Source organism: Paenibacillus sp. NPDC057886 (assembly GCF_042796655.1).
Taxonomy (GTDB): domain Bacteria; phylum Bacillota; class Bacilli; order Paenibacillales; family Paenibacillaceae; genus Paenibacillus.
In genome coordinates, this window is the sequence record NZ_JBHVMZ010000015.1 from 62,977 (window position 1) to 82,966 (window position 19,990).

A 19,990-nucleotide genomic window follows, 5' to 3' on the forward strand; every position below is an offset into this window, starting at 1 on the left:
AGCTATGGTTATTCTGCCTTATCCACTTGCTGGATAGGGTATTTTTGTTGTCTTTTTAACAGTCCCATTGCATGAATGAGCATTGCACCTTAGCCCAAAGTCCGATTTGTTTATAAACATAGTGATTGAACGGATGCACGAACCTGTAGCAAAAACAGGTATGTAGATTCATTCCAATATTTTCTTTATCATGTAAAATATTTAAAGTAAATATATTCCATATAAGGAGTGGCGAGCAAAACAATAACGTTTTACTAATTTCAGGAAGAGAAAGGATGAGTATGATGTTTTCACGTCAAAAGTTTACGTTAGCTGTAATGTCACTCGCTTTATCTGCAACAATAATGGGAGGTAGTGCAGGATGGTCCGGAGAGGTGTCTGCAGCCACTGCAACCGATTCAGGAATATCAATCAATGCCGTCTTATCAGACATGCCTTCGGAATTGAGATCATCCATTGAGTGGGTGTATACCAATCGCATGATTAAGGAAGGGTCAGTTAACCGGAAGAACCTGATCTATGACCAGATCTTTGCAGGCAAAGGCACCATCAATTATGTGGTACGCTGGCAATCGACCAAGAACCTGACGTTGCAACAGCGCAAGGATATTGAGAAGATGCTTGGACGACAAATGAATAACTGGACCAAACACCTGAAAGGATACGATGGTTGGCCTTATGGCGATATTGCGGTCAAAGTTGTTGGGTGGGCTGTAGCCAATCCAGCACAAATGCTGGACAAACAGTCTAATGAAATCGTGTATACGACCACAACCGTGGATGAGCTAAGTAAATCAGATCCGCGCATTCCGGCAGCTTTACCTTATGCCCCAAGTGCACTGTCACGATTTGAACACTTCACCAATCCGAACTATGTCTATCCTGGGGGACTGGACAAGCGGTTTGACATGTATCTGTGGGGTACATCCAACTTTGGCGGGGGTGCTGGTGGAGACTGGGGACAACGGGTATCTGATGACTACATTTTGAGTACGGTGAACAATAATGAAATACAAATTACCGAGCATGAAATTGGACATGGTTTCGGAATGCCAGACTTCTACGAAACACAGGATCGTCCGCCGGGTGGTTTCCCGTTACCTACGATTATGTGGGCAGGCAACTCACCTACAATTACAAATTGGGATGTATGGTTGCTGCGTTATATATGGAGCCAACTGAAGAAGGATACCGCCCGTTTCCCGATTACACCATCCACCAATCAACCTGGTAATGTAGCTTTGAGCGCCCGAGTGACAACCTCCTATGTTTCTCCATGGGAAACGATTAGTGCACTGAATGATGGTTTGGACCCGGCGCATTCCAATGACCGTACTCAGGCTGTGTATGGGAACTGGCCTGAAACGGGAACGCAATGGGTGCAATATGAATGGGATCGTGAGTATACGGTGTCACAAAGTGATGTTTACTGGTTTAAGGATAATGGGGGGATTGATGTGCCTCGCTCGTACAAGGTTCAATACTGGGATGGGAATGCATGGCGTGATGTGAGTAACGCCAAAGGTTTGGGCACACAGGCGAACACGTATACTACCACGACGTTTGATCCGGTAAGCACGACAAAGATCCGTCTCCAGATGGTGGCGAATAATCCGGCCTCCACAGGCATTCTGGAATGGAAGGTAACAGGTGTCGCGTTATAAGATAGGATTCGATTAATGTGAAATGGCTGATCAGTGGCGAGAGTCCTGATTCAGCCTTTTTGTGCAGGAAAAGAAAGATAGGTGACGAAAGGTACTTTAATGCTGCAATAATGCAGCTTCTGGTATCACCACGTCATTAATAGTGAACATATTCGTGGACCTCAATTTCATTGATTTTCATTTATAGAGGGGGAGTTCAAGTGGAGTCGATAAGTTTTGAGCAAAAGCATAACGTGAAATTGCCCGCTGAGCTACAACCATTTCCAATTGGTGGATTTGGCGAAGGAAGCATCGCTATACTGAATCAGCCATTTGGGTTCAGGAACAGATGAAGTAACTCAGCTATCCATTCACTGATCCCAACATAGCAAGGTTTGCTCATTGCTCCTGCATGTATTTGCGATAGAGGGCAGGCGTAATCTCCTCGAATTTTTTGAATGTTTTGATGAAATACCCCGATTCATTGAACCCCAGTTCATCACTGATCTGTGATACGGGCATGTCCGTAACTTCCAGTAATTGCTTGGCCCATTTGATTTTGAGTCGTGCAATATAAGTCGTGAAGTTCTCTCCCGTTTCCTTGGCAAACAGCCTGCTGAAATAACTTGGACTCAGGTGGCACAGATCGGCCATTTGTTTGAGCGAGACTTGCTCACTCTTGTGACTGTGAATATATTCAAAAGCAGGCTGGAGCACCGGGCTGGAGCTCTCTGTGTCACTTGGGCTGTTCTTAAGATAGGCATCCGCAATCGCATTGGTCATTTCTTTTTTGATCGACTCAATATTACGGATCGAGTATCCAGGCAGAATGGTGGACAGATTCAGAGACTCCTGATGACCCGAAGCTTTCTCGAACATTTCCACCAGCAAATTTTTGTTGAGAGCTTCCTCCACAATGTAGTTACAGAGTAAAGAAAGCATGTTGGAGATTTTTACAACCTCTTCATAGGTCATGACAGGCAGTTGGTCATAATCGTCTTGTAATTCCTTTAGCTTCGCAGCATGCATAGGTACGTTTTTGGACGTGACGATCTGTTCCAAATCCGTCCCTTTCTCCGGGTCAGCGAGCTTCACTTGTCCTGCCATTACGGCACCGATATATTTCCCATCGATCGTGATCGGAATCGCGATATCCACGATATTGAAATGACACAGGTAGACATAAGGCTCATTCAATCGAACGGCTTCCAGACCACCACGAGAATCACATTTCTGGCAGTAGGGGAGCAGTTCGGGATCTTTGCGAACATTTTGGCAAAAGGCCTGACAGCTGCTATGGCTGGTAACGGGAATGCCTTTATAGTCGACAGTTAGAATAGCCAGCTTGGTCACAGTGGCAAGAGAATCCTGTAGACGTTTCCATTTATTCAGATCAAGGATTTTATTGATATGCAGATATTCTTTAATCATGGGTGATCCTCCATAGCTAGCCTGATGAATGATTTTGTTCGTTAAAAGTTAGCAAGTTGTACATATTAAGATGAGTTAATGACGGGTAATGTATAGATGATGTCAAAATTAACCCATTGCATGACAATAAGATACCATGATTCCGTTGAAAAGCAAAAAATTACGATTGCAAATTATAATAATTTGTTATCAAATTCCACTGTAACCCTTACATGCATGGTATATATTTAGGTTAATTGTGAGCATTCAAAAATTAATGTATAAGTTCATCCAAGAATTACACCAGGTAGCCTTGTTGAAGGTACGTAGGTCATTTATGCAGTGAACGAACTTAACTTATATCATCCATAGGAGGTTTATATCATTATGAGAAAAGCATTTATTAGTCCAACGAAATATGTGCAAGGTGAAGACGAATTGTTGAACCTCGGTTACTTTGTGAAGTCCTTTGGTGAATCTGCATTGCTGATCGCACATCCGGATGATGTACAGCGGGTAAAGGCGAAGCTTGATGCAACGGCACAGAAATTCGATATTACGTTTGTTGAAAGCGGTTTTAGAGGAGAATGTTCGCGCGAGGAAGTCGCTCGTCTCCAGGAAATTGCGAAAGAAAAAGGATGCACATGTACCATCGGTCTTGGTGGCGGTAAAGCGATTGATGCAGCCAAATGTGTGGCAGAGGGCGAAGCGTTAATCATCTGTCCAACCATCGCAGCAACAGATGCACCAACAAGTCACTCGGCTGTGTTGTACACGCCGGAAGGCGCTTTTGATGACTACGCTTATTTCAAACAAAGCCCAAGTGTTGTTCTCGTGGATACAACGGTTATTGCAAACGCACCAACACGTTTCCTCGTATCGGGTATGGGTGATGCATTGTCTACTTATTTCGAAGCAAGAGCTACAGCGAAATCATACTCTCGTGTGAACGCAAGTTTGCCAATGGGTTCCCGTGAAGGATACACACCATCCGCAGTAGGTACGAATGCAGCACTTGCCCTTGCAAAACTGTGTTATGAAATGCTACTGACTGACGGATTAAAAGCGAAAGTAGCCAGTGACAGCAACGTCGTGACTCAAGCGCTGGAAAACATCGTTGAGACAAACATTCTGTTGTCTGGTCTTGGATTTGAAAGTGGCGGTCTGGCCGCAGCACATGCGATCCACAACGGTTTGACTGTTCTGGAGGGTACACATCACTTCTTCCACGGTGAAAAAGTATCCTTCGGTACGATTGCACAACTCGTCCTTGAAAATGCACCGACCGAAGAGTTGCATGCAGTCATGGACTTCTGTCTTGCAGTGGGACTGCCTGTAAGCTTGGCGGATATCGGTGTAGATACCATTAGTCAGGAAGAGTTATTGAAAGTGGCCGAGATCGCATGTATTCCGGAAGAATCCATTCACGCCATGCCGTTCCCGATCACTGTTCCTGAAGTGGCTGCTGCTATTGCGGCTGCTGACCGTATGGGACGGGACTACAAAGCAGCTCGCCGGGAGATGAAATCGTGAAGAAAATCATCAATCAGGCTGAAAATGTTGTCATGGAAATGTGCAACGGGATTGCGCTGGCGCACCCGGAGCTTGAATTTTTGAAAAAATATAAGGTCATTAAACGCAGAGAGATTAATGCCGATAAAGTCAGCCTAATCAGCGGCGGTGGTAGTGGTCATGAACCTGCTCATGCAGGTTACGTTGGCAAAGGTATGCTGGATGCTGCGGTCTGTGGAGATGTATTCGCATCTCCTTCCCAGATTCAGGTGTATCAGGCGATCAAGGCCACAACCAGCAAGAAGGGTACGCTGCTAATCATCAAGAACTACAGCGGCGACATGATGAACTTCAAGAACGCGGCGCATCTTGCAGAGGAAGATGGCATTGACGTGCAATATGTCCGGGTTGAGGATGACATTGCTGTACAAGACAGTCTGTATACGGTAGGACGCCGCGGCGTTGCCGGAACCGTACTGGTGCACAAAATCGCTGGAGCCGCAGCCGAAGAAGGCCGCAGTCTGGCAGAGGTGAAATCCGTTGCCGAGAAAGCAGCCCAGAACGTACGCAGTATCGGATTTGGATTCACTTCCTGTACCGTGCCTGCCAAAGGAACACCGACATTTGAAATCGCTGAAGATGAGATGGAATTCGGTGTAGGAATTCATGGTGAGCCAGGCATTCGCCGCGAGAAATTAGTATCTGCGGATGAGCTTGCAGGACGCATGGTCGAAGCGATGCTTGCAGACATGAAGCTGGACAACGATGCATCCGCTGAGATTGCTGTGCTTGTCAACGGATTTGGTGCTACACCTTTACAGGAGCTTTATTTGCTCAACAACTCGGTTCAGCGTGAGCTGGCAAAGCGTGCAGGTCTAGGTGTAGCCACTACGTTTGTTGGTAATTACATGACGAGCATCGATATGGCAGGCGCATCGGTAACCATCCTGAAACTGGACGATGAACTGAAAACGTTGCTGTTCAAGGAAAGTGATACACCCGCTTTCAAAGTGTCTGGTCCTCCAGAAGCGCAAGTGGCATATTCCGAAGTGTTGGAAGCCGTCGTGACTGAAGATGCGCAAGTATCCTATGAAGTGGAGACACCTGCATCTTCTGCGGTAATCAATAACAATCAATTCTTCCTGGATAATATCGTCTACCTGATCGATAAGATGGGTGAGATCATCATCAAGAACGAAGTGCCGTTCTGTGAACTGGATTCCCATGCGGGTGATGGCGACTTTGGCATGAGCGTAGCGAAAGGGTTTAGACAACTCAAGCGCGAATGGAACCATATCGTGAACGAAGAGAAAAAGAATATCGGTTCATTCCTCGATGCCTGCTCTCTTGTCATTATGGAATACTGCGGCGGTGCATCCGGCCCAATCTGGGGTTCGGCATTCCGGGCAGCAGGCAAAGCTGTAGGTGACAAGCAGCAATTGAACGTTGCAGATTTTGCTGACATGATGCAGGCGGCAGTGCAAGGGATACAGTCCACAGGCGAACGTTCCTTCGGACGTGGTGCCGTTGTGGGTGACAAAACATTAATTGATGCACTCGTTCCTTGTGCCGATGCCTGGACGCAAAGTGCGAAGTCTGGAGATGACTTCCAAACGGCATTTGCCAAAGGTGCAGAAGCGGCGGTAGAAGGTGCGAAGAAAACCAAAGACATCGTGGCACGTATGGGGCGCGCGGGTGCTGTTGGCGATCGCAGTCTGGGCTATCCGGATGCTGGTGCGTATGCGTTGGGTGTTATTTTCACAGAGCTTTCCGAGTCAATGAAATAAAAATGTGTGCAGTCGGTAACTTTAAAAAAATCGACAATAAAACGAGCCTCTAGAATCGCTTCTAAGGCTCGTTTCGCATTTCGGGAACATATTTAACCGATAGTTTTCAGTGGCCTCAATTTTAATTGGTGGCTTTTTTTATTGATCGTTTACGATCTGACTCCTATTTTAACGTGGTTTTGCTCTGCTAATTTATTGAATGCGCTAAGTAGATTCATTTTAAGAATAGGGTGTTACCCCTTTTGTATATAGGTTATCCACTAACTTGAAAAATTCTTCTGGAGATAAATCCTTTTGTCGCTGAAGCCAAAGACGAAATAAAGAAAGTGATGTTGATATGTGAAACTCAATCAAGTATGGCGTTATTGAACTGTTTGACGGTAAGTTTAATTCCAATCTATCGAGGGTGATTTCTCTCTTCAAGCGTTCTATAAAACGAATACTGCCATAGTCGCCCAAGAGGGCATTGAGAACCGAGAGATATTCCTTTTTTTCCAAACAATGAAGCGCATTTTGAATAGTATGTGTAGATAGTTCTTTATTCGCCAATTCTTCTTTTATGTAATTCAATAAATTATTTTCAACAAAGTTTAACAATTCGTAAATATCAGTAAAGTATTGATAAAATGTGCTGCGGTTATACCCCGCCTTATTCGCAATCTCTTGAACCGAGATTTTTTCAATCGGCTTTTGACTATATAACTCACAAAAAACATCTATAAATATTTGTCTTGTTTTTTCTGTTATTTGGGGCTGCTTTTTCATTTTTTACACTCCTATTGTGAACAAGAATATCATCCGACAAATCATAAAAAACTGACGTTTGATGAAGGCATAATAAAGATATATGATCACATCATACAACACGTTGTCTGATAGTCAAGATGAATTGTTTAAAAAAGGGGTGACTTTTATGTCAGTAAAACAAAATAGAATTTTAATTTTTGGTGCAGGTGTCATAGGAAGCATATATGCAATGAAATTCATTGAAGCAGGGCTTGACGTTACTATGTTTGCACGTTCTAATCGATTTAAAACATTGAAAGAAAATGGCCTGCAATATAATGAAAAAGGTGCGGTTAAATCTATAAAAGTTAATGTCATTGATACGATTGAAAATGATGATGTATATGATTATATTTTCGTTACAGTTCGTTATGATCGATCCGAATCAGCGTTGTTAGCACTAAAAGACAATCAAAGCAAAAATATTGTTACAATGATTAGTAATTCAATTGGATTTTCTTCGTGGCTAGATATTGTTGGGGATAGACTTTTACCAGCTTTTCCCGGTGTTGGTGGACAGATTAAAGAAGGAATATTGTATGCTCGATTTCCACCAAAGATTCTAGTATCTACTGTGTTTGGAGAAATTAGTGGTTTAGTGACAGAACGTGTAGAGCACCTGGCAAAAATATTTAAAACAGCAAAACTTCCTTACGCAATTAATAAGGATATGAGAGCGTATCTTATAACACATGCAGTATCGGACATTGCAATGATTAGCGTTTTACATTTTGAAAATCAAATCATTGACGAAAAAACAGCCAGAACCAGAAAAACGGCACACCAAATAACATTCACTTTAAAAGCGTATTTAAGGGCAATACAAAAAGCGGGCGTAGCTATTGATCCATCTGCATTTAAAATGGTGCTTAAATGTCCAGATTTGATTTTGGATTTGTTCTTTATGATATGGCTACGGACTAAAATGGTGAAGGATATGATGTTGCCGGGCTATGCGAGTAATGCAAACAACGAAATTGTGCAGCTGAAGAACGGTTTATTGAAGTTTTTAAGTCGATATGATATCACACCCTAAGAACGAAAACAGAGATAAGGTGCTGTAACAAACCATTTTTTCTAATGGCAGCATCCTGATCCATCAATTTTTCATAGGCGTCCATGGCCTTCATACTCAGCTTCTTGTTTCATACACTTGTTCCACAATCGATATCATCGGATGTTTTTCCATCGTTTGCGCGAAGGAGTAGAACGTTTCCTCATCCCGGAGCAGATCGCCATTCTTATGCTGCTCCAGCCGTGCCCAAACCCGTTCAATCGCATCTACCATAAAGTTGGCGGTCACTTTTAAGAATTAGTGAACAATTTTGGGTTAGTAAGTTGTGACGTCATGCTACTAATAAAAAAGGTGAATCTGGTGATAAAGTTGAACGCTTCGTTTGATCAATTCATATCCTTAACTTTGGAGGCAAGTAAGGAGACCGCTCTGTAGCCATTTGGCTTGCAAGAGCGGTCTTTTTAATAGGGGAGGTAACTCGCAGATGAGAAACTTGGCGTGCCAATGCCAAATAGTGTAATCTGGAGAACAGATGTAGAAGGAGGCTTCACCAACTATTTAAGATAATGAAGTCTTTATACAAGTACCCCACTTTGAACGAGAAGGGATCGGGATGATTCGATGACGCAAAAAATCTATTATGACTCCGCGTACACACGGGAGTGGCATACACAAATTACAGGCAGAGTGGACAAGGAAGACGGTATATATGTCACGCTGGCGGAGACGGCTTTTTACCCCCATGGAGGCGGACAGCCTTGCGATCTGGGGCAGATCGGCGGCGTTGACGTGTTGGATGTGATTAGTGAAGATGGTGAGGTGCTGCACAAGCTGGAGCGTGCACCGGAGCAGAACGACGTGGATTGCCAAATCGATTGGCAGCGCAGATTCGATCACATGCAGCAGCATACCGGGCAGCATTTGCTGTCGGCTATTACGCTGAAGCTGGCAGATGCGATGACGCTCAGTTTTCATCTGGGGACAGATTATATCACGATTGATGTGGCCGCAGCCGAACTGGGAGCCCATCAACTGGCTGCAATTGAATTGGAGGCCAATCAGCAGATTTACCGAAATGCCAAAATCAGCAGTTCCTGGGTCACTGCGGAAGAAGCGGCACGACTGCCGCTGGTGAAGCAGCCTTCCGTAACCGAAGATATTCGAATCGTGGAGATCGAGGGTGTGGAATATAACGCTTGCGGTGGAACACATGTATCAGCCACAGGTGAGATCGGAATTATTAAACTGTTAAAAACCGAAAAAGTGAAGGGTGGCACCCGCATTTATTTTAAATGTGGATACCGAGCACTGAATGAGTTCAACGCTGCGCAAAGCGTGCTGACCGGAATTTCCGCCAAATTGAAGACCAGCCGGGAAGAGCTTGCGGATCGAATCGACAAAATGGAAGCAGAACAAAAGCAGCTGCAATCAGAGCTGAACGCTGTGAAAGCTTCCAATGACGCTTATTATGCGCAAGAGCTTTTATCTGCACGGGAAGGGCTTGTCATTGCTCAAATCTTTGAAGACAAATCGCTCAAGGATATGCAGAGTCTGGCCACCAAGCTGACATCAGAACATGAGGGACTTGTACTCTTTGCGAGCATCTCGGAGGCCAAAGTTGTTTTGGCACAGAACGGACAGCCGCCGGAGTGGGCTTGTGGACCTTTCTTCAAGGGCAATCTCGGAGCCTACCAGGGCAAGGGTGGCGGAAGCGACAAGATGGCTCAGGCGGGCTTTGCCAGCAGCGAAGATGCAATCGCATTTTATGAATTTACGAAGGACCAATTGGGACATCACTAATCAACAAGCCGGCTGATTGATAGGGATTGTGTTCATCGCATCTTGAGGCGGATCATACATGCAAAGGAGGTACCCATGGATGACAGAACGCATTCCGTGCATACGAGAGGGGTGCCCAAATACGATTTTGCCAGCAACGGCTGCCAGAACAGGTGGGTACTGCATGCCTTGCAAGCAGGAGATGGAACGTGAGGCACATCAAAGATACATTGAAGCCAATCGGCGCGACGTGAACTTGTATGAGGGAATGACAGATCCTGTGGAGATTTTGAAAATCATGCATACACGTCAGGTTCATAATCCACTAATCCGTTATGTGGCATATGAGCAATCCAAAGAACAGGTATATCTGTCCTTGTCTGCGGAGCAGCAAGCACTAATGATCGATTATGCGATGCAGCTGATTCGTGCAGGGGATGATGATACAGGTAAAGATATTTTGGTATATCTGATCTGTTATCATGATACCTCGATGTGTGCACAGATTCCTGAGCTGCTGGAGCACAAAATCTACTACCCTGTCATTTTGTATAAGAGTGCCTCGGCCGAAGTGCGTGATCAACTCTTGCAGCAGGTGAACACCGATGATGAGCATCGGAATAATCTGTTGCTCATGCTCGCCTATATTGGAGATGAAGTGGTCGTACGTCAGTTCCAGCAATGGAGTCAGTCGCCACCTCGTTGGGCAGATCAGCTGCATGTCGCACCAGAGCACTATACAACCGAGGCTGGTTGGGAGCTAACGAATGAAGGCCGGCGCAGGGATTTATTCATCACCCCAAGTTATTCACTCTATAAAGTAAAAGAGAATGAAGGGGCTGATGACACATCAATTGGCGATCCGATCTCCATGCTGTTGACCCGTGCCGATAACTGTGAGTGGTGTGGCAGTCCGTTAACGACCTTAATTGATATGGATGTACGGCATCCAGCACTGCAGAACGTTGCTTGGAACAGTGAGCGACTTCAAGTGCAGACTTGCGTTATATGCAGTTGTTATGGCGTCGTTTATATGGAGATGGATTCAGCAGGTGAACCGTGCTGGAGTGTGCATAATGTGATGCCGATGGGAGCGGATGATCTTGACCCGGACGACTATGTTCAGCTTGCACCGGATGAAGGCCGGCACTTTCGGATTCCGACTGCACCACGTCATGCGTTCCATGGCAGTGAGTGGGCGATGGAGCCTTCTACATCCCAGATTGGGGGCCATCCCGGATGGGTTCAGGATGCGGAATATCCGAATTGTCCATGCTGCTCTTCAAGGATGAGGGTCGTTGGACAAATCGATTGGAGCGAGGTTGAGGAATACGGGGATGGCATGTATTACATGTTCATTTGCGAGCCGTGTCAGATGACTGCGGTATCTTATCAACAATCCTGATGAAGGAAGCAATGATCTGTTTATTTCATAGATGCGATTTAAATTGTAATGACAGCTGCATACCCAAAAGGGGCTATCCCATATGTTTTCAACATTATGGGAAGCCCCTTCGTATGATCAGAGGCTGTCCTCTAAGTCATGAGCATGACACTGGACGCCCCTTGTTCTCGTTACTTTGGTCTAACGAACCTGGTACACGTTATTTGCTCCCATTTGTACCTTTCTGAGATGTAACGAACTACAGAGTCGTTATTTCATCGATGGGGTCGATTTTAAGGCTCTGACGCCGTTGTTACACCGAAATAACGTCACTGAGATTCGTTAAAATTTACATGCTTTGAGAATCTGCCATTTAGGGTGTAACAGGTTCGTTAGCGTCTCGGCAAATGGAGAAATGATACTTCAAGATAGTCTCACTATTGACCTTTTTCTTTAACGTCTAGAGTTCTGCCGATGCCTGTGTCAGAAGGCCAGCCAGCCACTCATAGTCTGGCGTATCTTTTTCCTTAATCTTGATTGTTTTACGTTCCGCTGGGCCTTCAAATATCCCATCTGGCAGCTCAAGTCCGGTTGCATTGAAGATTGTGAAGGATACTGCCGGCTTGGAAGGGGAGATGACCGCCGCATATTTACCGTTTTTCAGAAAATGAGGTTTCTTGTACTGCACACGTTCCTGTACTTCGGGGATGGACTCATGTACCAATTCCCGCAGTTTACTTGCAACCTGGGCTTGCCAGGGAACCGTGATCTGTTCGATAAAATCAGTGACTTCCGCATTCCTATTCATGCTTGTCCACCCTCCACATTGATCTGATTGTGTGCTTCCCATTCCGGTCTTAGAATTCCCATCAATAAGCGATCATAGCGTTTTCCATCACGATACACGGCTGATCTGGCACGACCTTCCAACTGAAAGCCGACCTTTTCATAGGCACGGATGCCCTTTGCATTATAGGCGATGACATCCAGACCTACCCGATCCAGATTTAATTCATGGAAGGCATACCGCAAAATAAGATTCAAGGCTTCCGTTCCGTACCCCTTGTTGCGATGCTCTGCGAGTCCAATGCCAATGGCAAGTTGTCCGCAGCGGTTGTTCCACTCAATGCTGTGAATGACAACGAATCCGATTAGTTGTTCATCCCCAAGCGTTCGAAGCCGAAAGTAAACTTCCTTGTCCTTCGTCTCGCCTTCGTCTTCAAGCTGCTTTTCCGAATAAGGGATGGCAATATCCGTATCCACATTTCGCAAATATTCAGGATCTTCATTCCATTGCAGCATGGTCTGCACGTCTTCTGCACGGGGCGGAGTCATTTTCAATCGTTTGCTATAAAACAGATTTTCAGTTGATAGTGTCATGATGGTCTCCTTTTCACAAATGAAGTTCGCTTCACCTCAAAACGACAATAAGCTATATGGCTGCTACGCAATATTCCTCGCTCCTTTTGGTTTCAGATAGCCTCACTATAATGGAAATTTCAGGGTATCTCAATAGACATTTCATTCGTGTATTTGAAGCTGTTGTCAGAAAACCTGTCATGGTAGTACTATATAAACAATAGTCATGTATTCAGTGATACAACACACAACAAAATTGTCGGCAGGAGTGGTAGATATGGAGATCAAAGTAGACGATTTGAGCGGTCATCAAGTCATTGGATTAATTGCAGAACATTTGCAGGGTATGGCAGCAGATTCGCCGCCGGAAAGCATTCACGCCCTGGATCTGAATGGATTGAAGAAACCTGAGATTACATTCTGGTGCGCATGGGAAGCGGAAGAGCTGCTGGGCTGCGGTGCCATGAAAGAATTGAATTCGGAGCATGCAGAATTGAAATCGATGCGTACAGCATCGGCTCATCTGAGAAAAGGCGTGGCGAGACAAATGCTTGCTCATATTATCGAGGTTGCCAAGGATCGGGGCTATAGACGGATTAGCCTGGAGACAGGTTCGATGGATTCTTTTATCCCGGCGCGGAAGCTGTATGAGGACTTTGGATTTGTATACTGTGAGCCATTTGCAGATTATATTTTGGACCCGAACAGCGCTTTTATGACGAAGGAATTATAATTGCATGATAAGCAGAAACGAATTGCAGGGACACAGGAAACCAGTATTCTGTTGCATACAGACCGCTGGTTTTTTTGCATGTAAATGTTTGTTTTTTTTCGAAGTGCTGGACTGCAACAAATCATACATATTGGAGATCGCAAGAAGAGTAGAATGTATTCAAATGAACGAATTGGATTGCTTACAGATTGCTTTGTATCATTGTGGGGTATAAAACATAGGTTATGTCAGCATTCGTTTGGGATGAATTGGCCTTACGGAACTGCTGGGCTGAGGCATGGACAATAGGGTATACTGGACATTATGTTTATGTAAACATGAAACAGAATCGTATACGTTTTTTACATCAGGAGGATTGGAATTGGCTCAGACAGAAGGAACATTGCAGAAGAAACTTAAACCAAGACATATTAGCTTTATGGCTATGGGCGGTGTCATTGGAACCGGAATTTTCAAAGGAAGCGCTGAAACGATTGGACTCGCAGGTCCAGGCGTCATTGTAACGTACATTTTTGCAGGATTATTGCTACTGGTTGTCATGGCTGCGATGGCGGAGATGGCTACGGTGTACAAGAACAAAAATATGAAAGACTTTGTGCAGGAAGCGTTCGGCAGCAGAGTCTCCTTTATTATGGGATGGATGTATTGTTTCCTCTGGTTATCGGTATGTGTCATTGAGGTGATCGCAGCAGGGAGCTTTTTGCAGTATTGGTTCACGGAAGTGCCGCTGTGGGCGTTGAGCCTGGCGTGTGCGGTGTTTATTATACTGATTAATCTGCTGAGTGTAGGCGTATTTGGGGAATTCGAATTTTGGCTGGCTGGTATTAAAATCGCTATGATTATTATTTTTATTATCCTTGGGGCGGGTCTGATCTCCGGAATCATTCCAAGTGACAACACGCCTTATCTGCATAATTACACGCAAGCAGGCGGTTTCTTCCCTAATGGATGGTCATCGATCTTCTCGGCATTATTGGTCGTCATGTTCTCGTATGGAGGATCTGAGCTCATTGGCTTAACCTTAACGGAGACGGAAAATGCGGACAAGGTGATGCCCAAAATTGTGGGGAACTTCATGCTGAGAATCATTTTGTTTTTCACGCTGCCGATTCTCATCATCTGTGGGCTCATTCCGTGGAATGAGTTGGGGCCCGAAAGTAGTCCGTTTGTACAGGTACTGGCTTCTACAGGGCTTCCGGGTGCAGCACATATTATGAACTTTATTTTGGTGACCGCCGTTCTGTCTGCTGCAAATTCGGGCATTTACGGTGCATCCCGTATGATGCACTCCATGGCGGTAGGTGGTGAAGCTCCCAAAGCATTATCACAAACGAATCGCAACGGCAGCCCGGTAAATACACTGCTGGTATGTGCTGTGATTCTGCTTGGAGGCTCCATGCTGGGGCTGTTCGCACAAGATCAGCTCTTCCGCGTGTTGCTGGCAGTTCCGGGGTTTGTCGTGATGCTCGTGTGGATTTGTATCGCCACATCACAGATGAAGCTGCGCAAGAGATATCCGGTACAACCGACATTTAAGGTCTGGGGATTTCCTTACGTAACTGGAGCAGCTGTGCTGTGTCTCGGCGTCATTGCCGTCATGTTCGTATTTGATGAAGGCAACCGTTTCAGCATCAGCATCTGTCTATCTGTACTCGTGTTACTGATTCTCTGGTCTCTGATTCGATTCAGAAAGGCAGATTAAAACGGCATCTCGGCGTTCGCGCCGAGGTGTTTTTTTATCGCTATCCTCATCCAATATTTTCTTGCCTAATTCGACAACTTCATATACTATTTTCACATTACATAGTGCTTCAAGCATGTTGTTTTTGGGTAGGGAGTAGTCGAAAAGGCTTACATACAGGCGTGAGAGGAAGAGGATTGGATGGTCGGGTTTTTCAAGAAACGTTTGGTTGTTCGTATTGTTGCCATTGTTACATTGGTCATTATGATTATATCTGTGGGAAGCATGTTGCTTCAGCTGGCGAATATGAAGCTGGCCGCGCAGGAGGCCATATCGAGTTACAATATTCAAATTGCCGAGAGTTATGTGAAACAGCTGGATACAGGGCCGTATGTGGAATTTGCCAAAGATCCCAAGGAAAATGACGTGTTCTTGAAGATTCGTGATGAGCTGGATGATTTTCGTGTGAGCATCGGTGCGATGTATGTGTATTTTGTGAAAATAGACGATACAGGCATGCCTCTCATTATGGTGGACGGCATGAAAGATGCGGATAAAGCATCACCGATCAATGAAGTGACAGATATCCCAGGTGATGCAGTCCAAAAGCTTCTGCAAGGGAAAACAGCCAGTTCTCCCATCATTAATAATGAGGAGTATGGCGAATACATTTCCTCATACGCTCCGATTTTGGACAGTAATGGGGCCTTAACGGGTGTGATAGGAATCGATACAGCTGTGTCGGTCATTGGAAGCATTGAGTCAGATATTATGAAATCCAGCATTCCATTGTATGCCCTGTTGTTATTCATTACGCTTGCAGGCATCGCGGTTGTATTGTGGTTCATCGTAAGAGGGCTGCGACCGCTGAAACCGCTGAAGGCAAGCGTCGAACAAATGGCGCAAGGTGAGCTGGCGGAAGCCAACCGAATCCTGACGGCGTATCGGCTGCAAAGTGAGGATGAGATTGGCAGTACATTCAAGGCGATGATTCATATGTCGGGGGACTTAAATAAAATGATCGGCGATATGGTCGCGGGTGTCTCGGTTACCACCGATATCCTCGCTAAATCAACGGAACAATTCAGTCGTGATGCAGAAGACATGTTAGTGATGAATAAGAGCGTTGACCAGTCCGTGCAGCAGATCAGACAGGGGGCACACACCCAGAAGCAAGGTGCTAGCGACAGTGCAAATGCGATGGAAGAAATCGCAAAAGGAATTACCGACATTTCAGAGTCTTCTACAGCTGTGTCCGACGCTGCAACAAGTGCGCTTGCTACGGCACAATCGGGTAAGCAGAGCATGACGCAAATGAAGAAACAGATGGAGAGCATTTCCGCTGTATCCGCTGAAGTTGTAGCCATGGTCCAAGTGCTTAACAACTTCTCGCAGCAAATCGGCGGTGCGCTTCATACGGTGCGGGATTTTGCGAGTCAGACCAAGCTTCTGGCGCTGAATGCTTCAATTGAAGCCGCTCATGCAGGAGAGCATGGGAAGGGATTTGCCGTTGTTGCCGATGAAGTACGGAAGTTAGCGGAGGCTTCAAGCACATCCGTGCAGACGATATCGGATTTGTTACTCGGTATTCAGCAGGAATCCCGGCACATCGGAACACAGATGGATGTTACCTCGCAAGAAATCAGCCAGGGGGTGACGAGCACAGCAGAAGCAGAGCTTGCCTTCACGCATATGGTCGATGCGTTTCGTGTGGTGACACATCGTATCCAGGAGGTATCTGCAGCAGCGGAGGAGATATCGGCGGGTTCCGAGGAAGCAGCAGCATCGGTCAACACGATCTCGCAAATTTCATCTAGCGTTTCAGATCATTCAGATGAAATTTACCGTTTGACAGGTGAACAGTCAAGCATGTTCCAGATGGTCGCACAGACGTCTACCCTGCTGAGGCAGCAAACGATTGAGTTGAGCGAAGCTGTAAGAAAAGTAAAGGTATAAGGGAAGCAAACAGCAAGCTGAATCCTTTTCAAATATGCAACACTCCGGTGCAAGCACCGGGGTGTTTTTTTAACACCCCAATTATGCCTCAGACCCTGTCATCATAACTGATCCAGCTCAATCGCCTGTCTGAAGCGTTGGGCAAAGCGCTCTGCGGCTGCAGCGACTTCCTTGGATTCGGTCTGTACGAAGCCGATTTGCATTTTAGGTTGGTCGATCGAGGCGATCTCTACCATTTTCGCAATGCCTTCTTTCCATAGCGGATGTTGGTGGAAGGAGAAGTCATGACCAATGGTGGCGGCAATATTGTTTCTTAGAACGGTGCTGATCGCTTCCGAGTTGTTCGTTTTGAACAGGATGGACAGAGGGCCATGATCATACGTGAATTCCTGAAGGAAATCTTCAATGAATCCATCACGATACAGAGCAAGCTTATGTTCTTTTAGTTGTTCGGGAGTAACCCGGTTAAGCTTGGCTAGTTCGGATTGGTGATGAGTGCATACAACCAGTTTGCCTGAATACATGGGACTGAAATGCAGTCCATCGAATTCCCGTAATTGTTTAGCGTAGATGGCGATGAAGCCCAGGTGGGTTCTGTTGTTACGGATGTCCTCAATAATTTCCATGGAACCTTTCTCTTCAATGGCAATATTCAATTGAGGGTGCTCGCGTTTCATATCTGCAGCCGTTTGCACAAGGTAAGGCATCACACTTGGAAAGGTGGCAACATGCAGGTCTCCGGTTAAATATGATGTCTCGGCATTCAGTGATTTTAATTCATCAATTCGCTGCAAAATATCGAGTGCCTTGGCAATAAACGGTTTGCCTTCAGGGGTGGGAAACGTCCCATGCCGCGAGCGTTCAAACAGAATCATACCCAGCTCATTTTCAAGACGATGCACAGATTGGCTGATCGCCGACTGAGTGACATGCAGATGCACCGAGGCAGCCGAGAACGATTGGGTTTTGGCAATTTCAACGACATATTCAAGCTGTTCCAGATTCATAGGTTCATCTCCGTTTTAGCATTAGTACAAGTAATATTAACATTAGTATCTATAAATATGAATAATACGTGAACAGCGATATAATTAATAGACAGTAGTTGAATTTCAGATATGGATAACATTAACCAAAGGGGATGTATCTCATGAAAGCAGCAGTCTGGTATGCCAAAAAAGATGTCCGGGTTGAAGAACGGGAAATACCGGTAGCCCAATCAGGACAAGTGAAAATTAAAGTCGAGTACGCAGGAATCTGCGGCAGTGATTTGCATGCTTACCATCATGGCGTAGGCATTCAGGAAGGGCAGAACCACCCGCTTTCAGGACAGAAAGCGCCGCTGACACTTGGTCATGAGTTTGCAGGAACGGTCAGTGAATTGGGAAGTGATGTAAGCGGTATCAGTGTAGGGGACCGTGTTGTTGTTGAACCGCTGTATCATTGCGGACAGTGTGAGTACTGTATTCAGGGGCGTTATAACCAATGTACCCAATTCGGATTTGTGGGACTGAACGGCGATGGTGGCTTTGCTGAATACGTTGTGGTTGAGGCGTATATGGTGCACCAATTGCCGGATAACGTATCCTTTGAAGAGGGCGCACTGGTTGAGCCTACAGCGGTAGCTTTTCATGCGGTTCGCCATAGCAAACTAAAAGTAGGTCAGAAGGTTGCTGTATATGGTGCAGGTCCGATTGGACTCCTGACGATCCTGTCAGCCAAAGCTGCAGGGGCTTCCACGATCTATGCAGTCGATGTATTTGAAGAACGCCTGAACCTGGCTGCCAAGCTGGGAGCCATTCCGGTGAATAGTGCCAAAGTTAATGCCACTGAAGTGATTTTGCAGCAGTCTGGCGGAATAGATGTAGCATATGAAGCGGCAGGTGTACAGCCAACCATGGATAGTGCCGTAGCCGTGATCAAAAAAGGTGGAGAAGTTGTTGTCATTGCAGCAATTCCGAATCCACTTCAGGTGAATTTCTTCGACCTGTTAGTGAAAGAAGCGAACCTGACAGCAACGCTGGCCTACCGTCATATCTTCCCTGAAGTCATCTCGTTGATTGCTGAGGGAGCACTTGATGTGAAGCAGGTGATCACCAGAAAAATCAAGCTGGACGACATCGTTCAGGAAGGACTTGAACTGCTCATGACCGACAAGAGCCATGCGAAAATTCTGGTGGAAATCGGCGGTTAATAGTGTGGAAAATGGTGCGAATAGCATTTGCTGCTCGATTTCGATTCTTTAGCTTAGAATAACGCTAAAAAGGGATACCCTCCGTCATGTTCATGACCGATGGGCATCCCTTTTTTGTGCTATCCTCGCTGATTACCATTTGCAAGAGTTATGAATCATAACGGTAGCAGATTGCTTTCCCTCCACCACTCTCGGAACTGAATTCCGGATCTTCTACAAAACCGAAACGTTCATATAATCGAATTGCGTTGACCATCTGGCCGCCCGTATATAAATACACCGTATTTTTGCCCATGTCTTTGGCAGATTCAACACATTGTTGAAGCAATTCTCTGGCAATACCGTGACCTCTCCACTTGGGATCAACGCCCAACAGTCGAATAAACGGATAATCAATAGGCAACTCGAAGTTTGGGTAAGCCTTATGCGCGGTCTCAAACAATTGGACTGTTCCAACAATCTGATTATCCATTTTGGCAATCCATAATTGCTTGATATAAGGATTGCTCGGCGATTCCCGAATATCCTTCAAATAATGTTCCCATTGTTCCTGTGTTTGGAATGTGTCCCGGTACTCGGAGTAACTTTCAATGAGAATATGTACAATTTCTTCATGGTCAGCTTCTGTAGCGGGATGAATCGTTACTGCCGTTGTCATCTCAAGTTCTCCTTCTGATCTTGGTTTGATAATAGATATAGTTGACTTGAATTGTATCACACCTGATGGTACTGGATTAATTCAAATTTTCTA

Annotated in this window: 17 protein-coding genes; 10 read left to right on the forward strand and 7 right to left on the reverse strand. The window is 45.5% G+C overall.

All coding sequences use genetic code 11. The annotated features are described in order from the left end of the window. The first annotated feature begins 284 nt into the window (after window positions 1-284). Window positions 285-1,664: a discoidin domain-containing protein gene (locus ACFVQB_RS32480; protein ID WP_379449268.1), complete on the forward strand. Its 1,380-nt coding sequence runs from the start codon at window positions 285-287 to the stop codon at window positions 1,662-1,664. 378 nt (window positions 1,665-2,042) lie between these two features. On the opposite strand, the gene ACFVQB_RS32485 is transcribed toward ACFVQB_RS32480, so the two are convergent. Next, window positions 2,043-3,074 carry a PocR ligand-binding domain-containing protein gene (locus ACFVQB_RS32485; protein WP_379449162.1) on the reverse strand — a complete coding sequence of 344 codons (1,032 nt, stop codon included), beginning with the start codon at window positions 3,072-3,074 and terminating at the stop codon, window positions 2,043-2,045. Window positions 3,075-3,440: 366 nt separating this feature from the next. On the opposite strand from ACFVQB_RS32485, the gene ACFVQB_RS32490 reads away from it, so the two are divergent. Together ACFVQB_RS32490 and dhaK are read left to right on the forward strand one after the other, a co-directional pair. After that, window positions 3,441-4,586: a glycerol dehydrogenase gene (locus tag ACFVQB_RS32490; protein ID WP_379449164.1), complete on the forward strand. Its 1,146-nt coding sequence runs from the start codon at window positions 3,441-3,443 to the stop codon at window positions 4,584-4,586. Beyond that, a complete protein-coding gene (dhaK, locus tag ACFVQB_RS32495; protein ID WP_379449167.1) occupies window positions 4,583-6,352 on the forward strand; it encodes a dihydroxyacetone kinase subunit DhaK in 1,770 nt (589 codons plus the stop codon). Before ACFVQB_RS32490 ends, dhaK begins: the two co-directional genes overlap by 4 nt. Before the next feature lie 219 nt (window positions 6,353-6,571). Here the strand turns inward: dhaK and ACFVQB_RS32500 are convergent, their stop codons facing one another. Beyond that, window positions 6,572-7,117 carry a TetR/AcrR family transcriptional regulator gene (locus ACFVQB_RS32500; RefSeq protein ID WP_379449169.1) on the reverse strand — a complete coding sequence of 182 codons (546 nt, stop codon included), beginning with the start codon at window positions 7,115-7,117 and terminating at the stop codon, window positions 6,572-6,574. Window positions 7,118-7,265: 148 nt separating this feature from the next. Between ACFVQB_RS32500 and ACFVQB_RS32505 the strand changes: the two genes are divergently transcribed. Then, window positions 7,266-8,174 (forward strand): ketopantoate reductase family protein, encoded by a 909-nt coding sequence (locus ACFVQB_RS32505; RefSeq protein ID WP_379449172.1) that lies wholly within the window; start codon window positions 7,266-7,268, stop codon window positions 8,172-8,174. Window positions 8,175-8,270: 96 nt separating this feature from the next. On the opposite strand, the gene ACFVQB_RS32510 is transcribed toward ACFVQB_RS32505, so the two are convergent. Then, window positions 8,271-8,426, reverse strand: coding sequence for a hypothetical protein (locus ACFVQB_RS32510; protein WP_379449174.1), 156 nt, complete (start codon window positions 8,424-8,426; stop codon window positions 8,271-8,273). 348 nt (window positions 8,427-8,774) lie between these two features. On the opposite strand from ACFVQB_RS32510, the gene ACFVQB_RS32515 reads away from it, so the two are divergent. Together ACFVQB_RS32515 and ACFVQB_RS32520 are read left to right on the forward strand one after the other, a co-directional pair. After that, window positions 8,775-9,953, forward strand: coding sequence for an alanyl-tRNA editing protein (locus ACFVQB_RS32515; protein ID WP_379449177.1), 1,179 nt, complete (start codon window positions 8,775-8,777; stop codon window positions 9,951-9,953). A 79-nt stretch (window positions 9,954-10,032) separates the two neighbouring features. Then, window positions 10,033-11,337: a DUF1963 domain-containing protein gene (locus ACFVQB_RS32520; protein WP_379449180.1), complete on the forward strand. Its 1,305-nt coding sequence runs from the start codon at window positions 10,033-10,035 to the stop codon at window positions 11,335-11,337. A gap of 439 nt (window positions 11,338-11,776) precedes the next feature. Here the strand turns inward: ACFVQB_RS32520 and ACFVQB_RS32525 are convergent, their stop codons facing one another. Both ACFVQB_RS32525 and ACFVQB_RS32530 read right to left on the reverse strand, forming a co-directional pair. Further along, entirely contained in the window at window positions 11,777-12,124 is a 348-nt protein-coding gene (locus ACFVQB_RS32525) for a DUF1801 domain-containing protein (RefSeq protein ID WP_379449183.1), read from the reverse strand. Continuing rightward, window positions 12,121-12,696, reverse strand: a complete 576-nt coding sequence (locus ACFVQB_RS32530) for a GNAT family N-acetyltransferase (RefSeq protein WP_379449185.1) — start codon at window positions 12,694-12,696, stop codon at window positions 12,121-12,123. The genes ACFVQB_RS32525 and ACFVQB_RS32530 overlap by 4 nt, the downstream gene beginning before the upstream one ends. A 256-nt stretch (window positions 12,697-12,952) precedes the next feature. Here ACFVQB_RS32530 and ACFVQB_RS32535 point away from each other — a divergent pair, with 256 nt between their 5' ends. From ACFVQB_RS32535 to ACFVQB_RS32545, 3 genes are all read left to right on the forward strand, one after another. Further along, complete coding sequence (locus tag ACFVQB_RS32535; RefSeq protein ID WP_379449188.1) at window positions 12,953-13,408, forward strand: GNAT family N-acetyltransferase; 456 nt, start codon at window positions 12,953-12,955, stop codon at window positions 13,406-13,408. Between the two features lie 361 nt (window positions 13,409-13,769). Then, window positions 13,770-15,110, forward strand: a complete 1,341-nt coding sequence (locus ACFVQB_RS32540; RefSeq protein WP_379449191.1) for an amino acid permease — start codon at window positions 13,770-13,772, stop codon at window positions 15,108-15,110. A 180-nt stretch (window positions 15,111-15,290) separates the two neighbouring features. Then, entirely contained in the window at window positions 15,291-17,045 is a 1,755-nt protein-coding gene (locus ACFVQB_RS32545; protein WP_379449194.1) for a methyl-accepting chemotaxis protein, read from the forward strand. Window positions 17,046-17,146: 101 nt separating this feature from the next. On the opposite strand, the gene ACFVQB_RS32550 is transcribed toward ACFVQB_RS32545, so the two are convergent. Next, the gene (locus ACFVQB_RS32550) at window positions 17,147-18,052 is read right to left on the reverse strand and encodes a LysR family transcriptional regulator (RefSeq protein WP_379449196.1); all 906 of its coding nucleotides are present in this window, start codon (window positions 18,050-18,052) and stop codon (window positions 17,147-17,149) included. 143 nt (window positions 18,053-18,195) lie between these two features. Here ACFVQB_RS32550 and ACFVQB_RS32555 point away from each other — a divergent pair, with 143 nt between their 5' ends. Next, window positions 18,196-19,239 carry a 2,3-butanediol dehydrogenase gene (locus ACFVQB_RS32555; RefSeq protein ID WP_379449198.1) on the forward strand — a complete coding sequence of 348 codons (1,044 nt, stop codon included), beginning with the start codon at window positions 18,196-18,198 and terminating at the stop codon, window positions 19,237-19,239. A 148-nt stretch (window positions 19,240-19,387) separates the two neighbouring features. On the opposite strand, the gene ACFVQB_RS32560 is transcribed toward ACFVQB_RS32555, so the two are convergent. Then, the gene (locus ACFVQB_RS32560) at window positions 19,388-19,897 is read right to left on the reverse strand and encodes a GNAT family N-acetyltransferase (protein ID WP_379449201.1); all 510 of its coding nucleotides are present in this window, start codon (window positions 19,895-19,897) and stop codon (window positions 19,388-19,390) included. Between the last annotated feature and the right edge of the window lie 93 nt (window positions 19,898-19,990).

What these genes read in the sequence shown, in the direction of transcription:
- ACFVQB_RS32480 (WP_379449268.1), top strand. Translation starts at nt 285, where the DNA reads ATGTTTTCACGTCAAAAGTTTACGTTAGCTGTAATGTCACTCGCTTTA.
- ACFVQB_RS32485 (WP_379449162.1), bottom strand. Translation starts at nt 3,074, where the DNA reads ATGATTAAAGAATATCTGCATATCAATAAAATCCTTGATCTGAATAAA.
- ACFVQB_RS32490 (WP_379449164.1), top strand. Translation starts at nt 3,441, where the DNA reads ATGAGAAAAGCATTTATTAGTCCAACGAAATATGTGCAAGGTGAAGAC.
- ACFVQB_RS32500 (WP_379449169.1), bottom strand. Translation starts at nt 7,117, where the DNA reads ATGAAAAAGCAGCCCCAAATAACAGAAAAAACAAGACAAATATTTATA.
- ACFVQB_RS32505 (WP_379449172.1), top strand. Translation starts at nt 7,266, where the DNA reads ATGTCAGTAAAACAAAATAGAATTTTAATTTTTGGTGCAGGTGTCATA.
- ACFVQB_RS32510 (WP_379449174.1), bottom strand. Translation starts at nt 8,426, where the DNA reads ATGGTAGATGCGATTGAACGGGTTTGGGCACGGCTGGAGCAGCATAAG.
- ACFVQB_RS32515 (WP_379449177.1), top strand. Translation starts at nt 8,775, where the DNA reads ATGACGCAAAAAATCTATTATGACTCCGCGTACACACGGGAGTGGCAT.
- ACFVQB_RS32520 (WP_379449180.1), top strand. Translation starts at nt 10,033, where the DNA reads ATGACAGAACGCATTCCGTGCATACGAGAGGGGTGCCCAAATACGATT.
- ACFVQB_RS32525 (WP_379449183.1), bottom strand. Translation starts at nt 12,124, where the DNA reads ATGAATAGGAATGCGGAAGTCACTGATTTTATCGAACAGATCACGGTT.
- ACFVQB_RS32530 (WP_379449185.1), bottom strand. Translation starts at nt 12,696, where the DNA reads ATGACACTATCAACTGAAAATCTGTTTTATAGCAAACGATTGAAAATG.
- ACFVQB_RS32535 (WP_379449188.1), top strand. Translation starts at nt 12,953, where the DNA reads ATGGAGATCAAAGTAGACGATTTGAGCGGTCATCAAGTCATTGGATTA.
- ACFVQB_RS32545 (WP_379449194.1), top strand. Translation starts at nt 15,291, where the DNA reads ATGGTCGGGTTTTTCAAGAAACGTTTGGTTGTTCGTATTGTTGCCATT.
- ACFVQB_RS32550 (WP_379449196.1), bottom strand. Translation starts at nt 18,052, where the DNA reads ATGAATCTGGAACAGCTTGAATATGTCGTTGAAATTGCCAAAACCCAA.
- ACFVQB_RS32555 (WP_379449198.1), top strand. Translation starts at nt 18,196, where the DNA reads ATGAAAGCAGCAGTCTGGTATGCCAAAAAAGATGTCCGGGTTGAAGAA.
- ACFVQB_RS32560 (WP_379449201.1), bottom strand. Translation starts at nt 19,897, where the DNA reads ATGACAACGGCAGTAACGATTCATCCCGCTACAGAAGCTGACCATGAA.